The 8,904-nt window shown below is 63.5% G+C and carries 7 protein-coding genes; 2 read left to right on the top strand and 5 right to left on the bottom strand.

The window, feature by feature from the left end; translation table 11 throughout:
* Positions 1 to 180 precede the first annotated feature (180 nt).
* The 3 genes from HNQ99_RS16275 to HNQ99_RS16265 form a co-directional block, all read right to left on the bottom strand.
* On the bottom strand, positions 181 to 1,611 hold the full coding sequence (locus HNQ99_RS16275) for an efflux transporter outer membrane subunit (protein WP_184477600.1): 1,431 nt from the start codon (positions 1,609 to 1,611) through the stop codon (positions 181 to 183).
* Between the two features lie 11 nt (positions 1,612 to 1,622).
* Entirely contained in the window at positions 1,623 to 4,796 is a 3,174-nt protein-coding gene (locus HNQ99_RS16270) for an efflux RND transporter permease subunit (RefSeq protein ID WP_184477598.1), read from the bottom strand.
* 97 nt (positions 4,797 to 4,893) lie between these two features.
* The gene (locus tag HNQ99_RS16265) at positions 4,894 to 6,162 is read right to left on the bottom strand and encodes an efflux RND transporter periplasmic adaptor subunit (protein ID WP_184477596.1); all 1,269 of its coding nucleotides are present in this window, start codon (positions 6,160 to 6,162) and stop codon (positions 4,894 to 4,896) included.
* Between the two features lie 164 nt (positions 6,163 to 6,326).
* On the opposite strand from HNQ99_RS16265, the gene HNQ99_RS16260 reads away from it, so the two are divergent.
* A complete protein-coding gene (locus HNQ99_RS16260) occupies positions 6,327 to 6,950 on the top strand; it encodes a TetR/AcrR family transcriptional regulator (protein ID WP_184477594.1) in 624 nt (207 codons plus the stop codon).
* Positions 6,951 to 7,150: 200 nt separating this feature from the next.
* Here HNQ99_RS16260 and HNQ99_RS16255 read toward each other — a convergent pair whose 3' ends face one another.
* Entirely contained in the window at positions 7,151 to 7,552 is a 402-nt protein-coding gene (locus HNQ99_RS16255) for a putative quinol monooxygenase (protein WP_184477592.1), read from the bottom strand.
* 190 nt (positions 7,553 to 7,742) lie between these two features.
* Between HNQ99_RS16255 and HNQ99_RS16250 the strand changes: the two genes are divergently transcribed.
* A complete protein-coding gene (locus tag HNQ99_RS16250; protein WP_184477590.1) occupies positions 7,743 to 8,165 on the top strand; it encodes a nuclear transport factor 2 family protein in 423 nt (140 codons plus the stop codon).
* A 130-nt stretch (positions 8,166 to 8,295) separates the two neighbouring features.
* On the opposite strand, the gene HNQ99_RS16245 is transcribed toward HNQ99_RS16250, so the two are convergent.
* On the bottom strand, positions 8,296 to 8,904 hold a 609-nt coding region (locus HNQ99_RS16245), incomplete at its 5' end, for an acyl-CoA dehydrogenase family protein (protein ID WP_184477588.1).

The following is an 8,904-nucleotide window of genomic DNA, read 5'->3' as shown; positions in this document are numbered from 1 at the left end:
AAGGTCCCCAAGCGCTGGAAAATCGTCAGCGACTTTCCCAGGACGCCTTCAGGAAAGATCCAGAAATTCGAACTGGTGAAACTGTTCGCAGTGCCGGAGTGAACACTCGGCCAAAGGTCACCATATTGGTGCGCGTTCATGCTTTAGACCTTCCTGGCTAGATAGATACCCAGCGGTGCATCAGCGGTAAGCATCAAGCTGTATGGCTCCATTCTGCCATCCTCCACCCAGAGCGCGGAACAGATCGACCTGCGTCGTCACCACGCGCGCGTCGGATTCGGCAAGGTCGGCCTCCGCGTTCGCGAGCGTCCTTTCGGCGTCGAGCACCACGAGGAAATCGGCGCGGCCCTCGCGCAGCTGCGCCCGGCTGATCGTCGCGGCGGTGCGCGCTTCATCGCGCGCGGACGTGAGGGCCTGCCGTCGATCGAGTTCGTGCGCATAGCGGGAGAGTGCGGTCTCGGTTTCCTCGAGCGCGCGGAGCACAGTGCCGTCGAAACGGGCAAGCGCCGCCTGTGTGGTGGCCTCGGCCGCGGCGATCCGGGCGCGGTTCGCTTCCTGATTGGGAAAGGACCAGCTCAGCAGCGATCCCAACAGCCACCTGAGCGGACCGCCGCCGAACATGTCGCCGATCGACGGCCCGGTCGATCCGATCGAGCCGCCGAGCGTGATGCGGGGATAGAGATCGGCGGTGGCGACGCCGATCCGCGCCGTTTCCGCCGCCAGCCGGCGTTCGGCCTCGCGTACGTCGGGACGCCGCGCAAGCAGCGCGCGACCATCGCCCACCGGAATGGGGCGATCCAGTTTTAGCGTGGTCGCGCGCTGACCGACCTCGGGGGGAAGGTCGGCGGGGGGCCGCCCGGTCAGAGTCGCCAGGCGGAACAGGGCCGCGTCGCGGTCGGCGCGGAGCGGGGAAAGGGTGGCTCGCTGCTGATCGCGCAGCGCGGCGGCGCGCGAGACATCGAGCCTGGTGGTGCGGCCGGCCTCGAAGCGCTTCGAGGTGAGCGTGACTGTCTGGTCGAGCAGCTCTACGGTGCGTTCCGCCACCGCCAGCCGCTCGGCCGAGGAGGATGCGTCCGCATAGGCCCGCGCCGTCTCCGCCGCGACGGCGACGCGAGCGACGTCCAGCGCGGCTGCATCGGCCTCGGCATCGCCCCGTGCCGCCTCGATCGAGCGGCCGATGCGGCCGAACAGATCGACCTCGTAGGAGATATCGAGTCCGGCATCGATCGACCAAGCCTCGCGATCGGCTCCTGCGGAGCGCTGGCCGGCAGGGAGGCGGCCATAGCTCCCGCCCGCGCCGATCGTGGTCTGCGGCAGGCGCCCGGCACGGCTTTCCTGCAGGAGCGCACGCGTCCGGGCGAGGTTGGCGGCGGCGACCGCCAGATCCTTGTTCGCGGCAAGCGCATCGGCGACGAGGCGATCGAGCACCGGATCCTGGTAGAGCTGCCACCAATTGTCCGCCGGCGCCTCGGCCGTCACTGCCTCTGAACGGGCGCCGATGAACGGAGCCGCTGCGCTGGAGGGCGTTTCGGGGCGTGCATAGTCCGGGCCGGCGCCGCACGCCGCGAGCGTCAGCAGGCTGGCGAGGCCGAGCAAGGTTGAACGGCGCATGTTTTTCTCCCTCATTCCGCAGGCACGGGCGCGGGGTTGGCAGTGCCGTCGCCGCGCCGCCGGGCAAACCGGTCGGAGAGCGCGCGGGTGGCGACATAGAAGGTCGGCGTGAAGATGAGGCCGAAGAAGGTCACTCCGATCATGCCGGAGAAGACCGCCGTGCCGAGCGCTTGGCGAAGTTCGGCCCCCGGCCCGCTCGCGATCACCAGCGGCACTACGCCGAGGATGAAGGCGAAAGACGTCATCAATATGGGCCGCAGCCGGGTCTGCGCCGCGCGCGCAGCGGCGTCAAGCGGTGACAGCCCTTCCTCCTCCGCCTGCTTGGCGAACTCAACGATCAGGATCGCGTTTTTCGCCGCCAGCCCGATCAGCACGACGAGGCCGATCTGTGTGAGGATGTTGTTGTCCATGCCCCGCAGGTTCACGCCGGTCATCGCCGCCAGCAAGGTCATCGGCACGATCAGGATGATCGCGATCGGAAGCATCAGGCTTTCGAACTGCGCCGCGAGCACCAGGAAGACGAAGAGCGTCGCGGCCGCGAACACGATGATCGCCGCGTCGCCCGCGAGTTTCTGCTGATAGGCCACTTCCGTCCATTCGCTGGAGACGCCCGCCGGCAGTTTGGCCGCGAGCGTGTCCATCGCCGCCAGCGCCTGGCCCGACGAATGGCCGGGCGCGGTATCGCCCTCGATATCGATCGCGGGATAGAGATTGTAGCGGATCGCGCGGTAGGGCCCCGATTTGTCCTGGAAGGTCGCGACCGCGCCGATCGGCACCATCGCCCCGGAGTTGGAGCGGGTCTTGAGTTGCGCAATATCGGCGCTGTCGTCACGAAAAGGCAGGTCTGCCTGTGCGGTCACGCGATAGGTGCGACCGAGAAGGTTGAAGTCGTTGACATAGGCCGATCCGAGATAAACCTGCAGCGCTTCGAAAACCCGGCTCGGCGGCACGCCCAGCATGTCGGCCTTGGCGCGATCGATATCGGCAAAGACGCGCGGGGCGGCCGCCTCCCACTTGGTGTGGACCATCGCGACGTTGGGGTCCTTGTTCGCTTCGCCGACCAATCTCCATGCGATCTGGTTAAGTTCGGCATAGCCCATGCCCGAGCGATCCTGGAGCATCAGCTTGAAGCCACCGCCCGTGCCGATGCCGCGGATCAGGGGGGGCGCGATCACGAACACACGCGCCTCCTCTACGCCGCCGCCGATCTTGCGCGCGCGATCGCTGATGCTGGATTCGGTGTAGCCGTGCTTCGCGCGCTCCTCGAAGCTGTCGAACACCAGGAAGGCGGCGGCGGAGTTGGGTGCAGCTGTGCCGCTCGGCCCATGATAGCCGGCCAGCATCACCGATCCCTTGACGCCGGGAATCCTGTGCATCTTCTGCGCCGTCTCGCGCAGCACCTTGTCCGTCCGGTTGAGCGACGTACCCGGCGGTGTGGAGATCGCAACCAGCACATAGCCCTGATCCTGCGCCGGAACGAAGCCGGAGGGCGTGGCGCCAAAGACGAGGGCTGTCAGTACGATCAACCCACTATAGCCGAATAGCACACGCTTCGGCCGCTTGAGCAGCTTGCGGGTCATGTCCGCATAGAAGACGCTCAACCGATCGAAGCCGGCATTGAAGCGCCTGCCGCCGATATAGGCCATGCGCGCCCAGCGCCCCTCGGGCTCGTCCTCGGCCTTGGGCTTCAACAGGCGCGCAGCGAGCGCAGGCGACAGCGTCAGCGAGATGATGAGCGAGATAATCGTCGCCGTCGAGATGGTGACGGCGAACTGACGATAGAATTCCCCAGTGAGACCGGTCAGGAACATGGTCGGCACGAAAACGGCGCACAACACCAGGACGATCGCAACCAGCGCATTTGAGACCTCGTCCATAGATCGGTGCGCCGCCTCGTTGGGCGACAGGCCATGCTCCAGATTGCGCTCGACATTCTCGACCACGACGATCGCGTCGTCGACGACAATGCCGATCGCCAGCACCAGCCCGAACAGGGAGAGGTTGTTGAGCGAATAGCCGGAGGCGGCGAGCACCGCGAAGGTGCCTATCAGCGAGACGGGAATCGCGATCACCGGGATGATTGCCGCCCGCCAGCTTTGCAGGAACACAAGGATCACGATCACGACCAGCACGACCGCCTCCAGCAGCGTGTGCTGCACGGCGCTCACCGACTCTCGAATGAACTGGGTCGGATTGTAGATCACCCGGTATTCGAGGCCGCGCGGAAATTTGGCGGACATGGCATCCAGCTCCGCCAGCACGGCGTCCGCGGCGGCGAGCGCATTGGTGCCCGGCCGCTGGAAGATGGCGATGCCGAGCGAGGGCTTGCCGGAGAGATAGGTGTTGATGCCATAATCTTCAGCGCCGAGGTCGACGCGCGCGACATCCGACAGCCGCGTCAGCCGGCCTTCGACATCGGTCTTGATGACGATGTTGGCGAATTCCTCGGGCGTGGTCAGGCGGCCCTGGGTTTCAATATTGAGTTCGAACGCGGGCTCGCTGGTCTCGGGCGGTTTGCCGATCGAGCCTGCCGCGACCTGGACGTTCTGAGCGCGCAGCGCGGCGACGATCTCGCCCGCCGTCATGTTGCGTGCCGCCGCGCGGCCGGGATCGATCCAGACGCGCATCGCATAATCCCGCGCGCCGAACAGCCGCACCTCGCCGACGCCGTCGATGCGTGCCAGGCGGTCGCGCATCTGCGTCAGCGCGTAATTTGAGATATAGGCCCGATCGAGCGAGTTGTCGGGCGAGATCAGGTTCGCGACGAGGACAAAATCGGGCGTTGTCTTGCGCGTGACGACGCCTTGCCGACGCACCTCCTCGGGCAGGCGTGGCTCGGCGAGTGCTACGCGGTTCTGCACCAGGACTTGTGCTTCATCAAGATCGGTGCCGAGCTTGAACGTCACGGTGATGGTGAGCCGTCCGTCGCCGGTCGACTGGCTCGACATGTAGAGCATGTCGTCGACGCCGTTGATCTCCTGCTCCAGCGGGGCGGCGACTGTCTCGGCTATAGTTTCGGATGATGCCCCCGGATAGGTGGCGCTCACCGTCACGGTGGGCGGCACGACCTCTGGATATTGCGACACGGGCAGCCCGAAAAAGGCAATCGTGCCGACGATGGTGATGATCACCGCGATCACGCCCGCGAAGATCGGACGCTCGATAAAGACATGGCTGAGTCGCATGATCTGTCCTCTGTTATCGACGTTGGACGCAGCTTCCCTGTCCCCGCTCCCTCAACGGAAGCCGGGCAGGCCATGCGGCCCGCGAAGAATGTGATCGTCAGCGCAGCTTTATGGTTGCCTGCGATGCGGTTGGCGGAGTGAATGACGTTGATGCCACAGCGGTCGGCACTTCGCTGATCTTGCCGGGTCGCGGTGTCACGCGGGCACCGGGCTGCGCGTATTGCACGCCCTGGATAACAACGCGGTCGCCCGGCGCGATGCCCTGCCGGATCACGCGCAAGCCGTTGACGAGGGGACCGATCTCGACCGGCTTGGCCACAACGACGTCATCGCCCCCTTGCACGACATAGACGATCTTCCGCACCTGATCGGTCTGAACTGCGGCATCAGGCACCAGCAGCGCCCTATGCTCACCCCCGGCCGCCAGGCGCATATTGCCGAACATTCCCGGCGTCAGGAAATAATCGGGGTTCGCAAGGACTGCGCGGCCGCGGATCGTCCCCGATCCGGTGTCGAGCGCGTTGTCGGTGAAATCGACCTTGCCTTTCCATCGATAACCGGTCTCGTCCTGAAGCCGGATCTGGACCTCCTGATCCGCCTGCTTCTGCCGACGCTGCTTGAGGTAGAGCGCCTCCGATCCGTCGAAGCTGAAATAGATGGGATCAAGCGCATAGACGGTGGTGAGCAGGGTCGCGCTCCCGGCCGAATCGCCCGCGACCAGATTACCGATGTCGACCCGGCGATCCGAGACGCGCCCGGTGATCGGCGCGCGCACCTGCGTGAACTCGACGTCGAGCGCGCGCGACCGAACCTGCGCGCGGGCGGCGTTCAGCGCCGCTTCGGCGGAGCGGACTGCGGCGCGGAGGCTGTCGACCTCCTCGGCGCTCACCGCCTCGTCGGCGATCAGCCGGTTTGCTCGCGCAAGCTCGCTACGCGCGAGGGCGAGAGCAGTGGCGGCGCTCGCCTCCCGTGCACGCGCCTCCGCGAGCGCGGCGGTGAAGGGGCGTGGATCGATCACGAACAGCAACTGGCCTTTCCGGACCGTGTCGCCGTCCTTGAAGTGGATCGATTGCAGTGCGCCCGAGACGCGCGGCCGGATCTCCACCGCCTGGCTTGCCTCGAAACGCCCGACATAATCGTCCCATTCGACGATCTCGCGCTCAAGCGGCTGGCTGACCGTGACGGCGGGGATCGGCGACGCGTCGGCGCGCGCCTCATTGGACGGTTCCAGCGCGCGGTATCCGAAGATAAGCAGCCCCGCGAGCGGAAGCGCCAGATAGATTGCCTTGCGGGGGCGGCTCCGCAACGGAGAGGCGCTAATCGCGGTTGTTTCCGCGGGAGCGGCCTTGATTTCCGACAGATACATGATCGATGTCCCTGTTGTCAGTGCGTCAGGCGAGCCGGGGCGAGAACGAAAGATAAGCCATGGACAGCCCATGTTTCATATTTGTTACTGAACGGTACGTCCTTGATAGACACGTACCGGTCTGTTACATTTTGGTCAAGGCCAGAAAGGTGAGGATGTTTGAGATGCACGTGAAAAAAAATCTTTCGTGCGGCGAAGCAGACCATGGGGTGTCGCGAAAAAACGCCGGGCAGCGCGTTTTCGAGACCGCGCGCGAGCTATTCTATCGTCGCGGCATTCGCGCAGTGGGGATCGACGAGATCGTCGCCCAAGCCGGCGTGACCAAGCCCAGCCTGTATCGGGCCTTCGCGTCAAAGGACGCTCTTGTCGCTGCCTGTCTCGAGGAGAGCGCCAAGGAAGGCCGGATGGAACTGGACGCGATCATGGCCGAAACACCGGATGATCCACGTCAGCAACTTCGCGGCATCGTACGTCACTATGGGGAAAAATTGACGCGACCCGATTTTCGCGGCTGCGCGATGAGCAATACCGCGGTTGAATTTCCGGAGCCTGGCCATCTCAGCCGCACGGTGCTCGAGGCATGCAAGGAGGCTATGCACACGCGTCTCGGCGAAGTCACCCGGAGGCTTTCGGTCGACGATCCGGATGCACTGGCGGATGGCCTCATGCTGATCATCGAAGGCGCGATGGCAAGCCACCATATTTTTGGAAGCCAGGGACCATCAGCCTCCTTGACGGCAACCGCCGACGCCTTGATCGAGAGCTATTTGAAGGCAAAGGCCGCCTGAGAGGGATCTCGGACGAAAACGCCACCGGCAGCCTGCGGTTGCCAAGGAACCTCATCGGCTGCCACACGTCTGAAGAAAATGGACGAGGCCAGGATGATATAGGCGGGAGCGAGCGCCGGCCTTGAACCGAGCCAGGGCCGTGCTTGTTATCTAGGCGAAGTGGCGCAGTCGTGGCGAACCAAGACTGCGCCGACTCTCCTTTAACGGATGATGAACGGGTTTTTGTCGCCGAATTTATGCACCGACGATGCGCCGACCGGAAAGGCATCGAAGATGCTGCGGTCCATGTTCATGCCGCTGAACTGCTCCATCTGAACAGGCTCGGTGCAGCAATCCAGCATCTTGCGGTTATACTCCTGGAATTCTGGAACGCCGCGCAATTCCATCGCGACATCTTCGTCCCACGAAGCAAAAACCACGAACTCGTTCGGGTCGCGCGCCCAACCCTGAAACGCGAAGGTGCAACCCCGATAGTAATAGGGCTTGGCCTCTTCGCAGACGCCCTCGAAAAGCTTCAGGAATTCCTCGCGACGTGCGGGGTCAACCTTCCAATGAACAGCGAACAGGTTGCGGTCACGGGTAAATGGCGATTTTTCAGTCATGGGAACGTCTCCTTCGTGAGTGCTAAGAGGATTGGGGTGATCCTTGAGGGCCGACCAGGGGAGCGACTCACGGATCGCACATTGCAATTACCCTGAGCTATCATCTAGCCGGTAGCGACAATTTCACGTATTGGACGCACGCGGGTTATGAAAACGTTGGCCGCATTCACTATGCGGGAAGGGAGCAGACATGCTGAGCTGGGAAGATAGGTTTGCCCTTGAGGAACTGGTTAACAGATATTCCTATCACCTCGACTTGTGGCAGGTCAACATGTGGGTCGAGCTCTTCGCCGAGCAGGGAACACTGGATGAAAGCGCCCTGGGCATGGGGGTCTATATCGGGCATCAGGCGATCGCGGCCTATGGGAGTGAACTTCAAGCTGACGTACTGCACGTCGTCCACCTCATGATGAACCACGTCATTCTGGAATCCGATACTACGCAGGCATCCGGTTGCGTCTTTGCACTGGTGGAAGCCATGACGCGCAGCAGCGGTCATACTCGCTATTATATCCGCTATGAAGACGCCTACATTAAAACCCCATCCGGTTGGCGTTTTGGGAAGCGGACGATCTTGCCGATGTTTCCTCCGCAGATAGTGTCACCGGCGTAAGCGGGTCAGGAACATCGGCGCGCGCGCGTAGATGTTCAGAAGGGCCAGGGGCGCTGCCCTGGCCCTTCTGCCGATGGTCCGTCGCTTGAAGCTTGCTCAGCGGCTGTACAACTCGATGCCGCAGACGGTTTTAATAGCTTTTCGGCAAATCGAGCACTTTTTCGGCGATGAAGCTCATGATGAGCTGTTCGGTAATCGGCGCAATGCGGGTGATCGCGGCTTCCCGGTACAGCCGTTCGACGTGATATTCCTTCGCATAGCCAAAACCGCCATGCGTGGCCACGGCCTGCCAGCAGGCATCGTGACCGGCGCGGCCGCCCAGAAACTTCGCGCTATTCGCCTCCGCCCCGCACGGGCGCCCGCTATCGTAGAGTTCGGCGGCGCGCATCGCCATTTGCCATGCGCTTTCGAGATACATCCAGCGTTCCGCCAAGGGGTGCTGAATGCCCTGGTTCTGGCCGATGGGGCGATCGAACACCACGCGTTCGCGCGCATATTTTGCCGCGCGGCGCAGTGCATCCCGGCCCAGACCAATGGCCTCCGCCCCAATCAGTATCCGTTCAGGATTGAGGCTGTGGAGAAGGTAGGAAAAGCCCTTGCCTTCCTCGCCGATCCGGTCCTCATCGGGGATGAACAGGCCGTCGATGAAGATCGCGTTGGAATCCACCGCCTTGCGCCCCATCTTCGGAATCTTGTGAACATCGATCTTGGCGCGGTCCAGGTCGGTATAGAAGATCGA

Origin of the sequence: Rhizorhapis suberifaciens (assembly GCF_014200045.1) — a bacterium.
Taxonomy (GTDB): domain Bacteria; phylum Pseudomonadota; class Alphaproteobacteria; order Sphingomonadales; family Sphingomonadaceae; genus Rhizorhapis; species Rhizorhapis suberifaciens.
The sequence above is the reverse complement of the archived record's forward strand: the minus strand, read 5'-3'. Positions and strand labels throughout refer to the sequence as shown.

Excerpts from the sequence above, each read along its gene's own strand:
- HNQ99_RS16250 (WP_184477590.1), top strand. The coding sequence starts at position 7,743 with ATGCTGAGCTGGGAAGATAGGTTTGCCCTTGAGGAACTGGTTAACAGA.
- HNQ99_RS16260 (WP_184477594.1), top strand. The coding sequence starts at position 6,327 with ATGCACGTGAAAAAAAATCTTTCGTGCGGCGAAGCAGACCATGGGGTG.
- HNQ99_RS16265 (WP_184477596.1), bottom strand. The coding sequence starts at position 6,162 with ATGTATCTGTCGGAAATCAAGGCCGCTCCCGCGGAAACAACCGCGATT.
- HNQ99_RS16275 (WP_184477600.1), bottom strand. The coding sequence starts at position 1,611 with ATGCGCCGTTCAACCTTGCTCGGCCTCGCCAGCCTGCTGACGCTCGCG.
- HNQ99_RS16255 (WP_184477592.1), bottom strand. The coding sequence starts at position 7,552 with ATGACTGAAAAATCGCCATTTACCCGTGACCGCAACCTGTTCGCTGTT.
- HNQ99_RS16270 (WP_184477598.1), bottom strand. The coding sequence starts at position 4,796 with ATGCGACTCAGCCATGTCTTTATCGAGCGTCCGATCTTCGCGGGCGTG.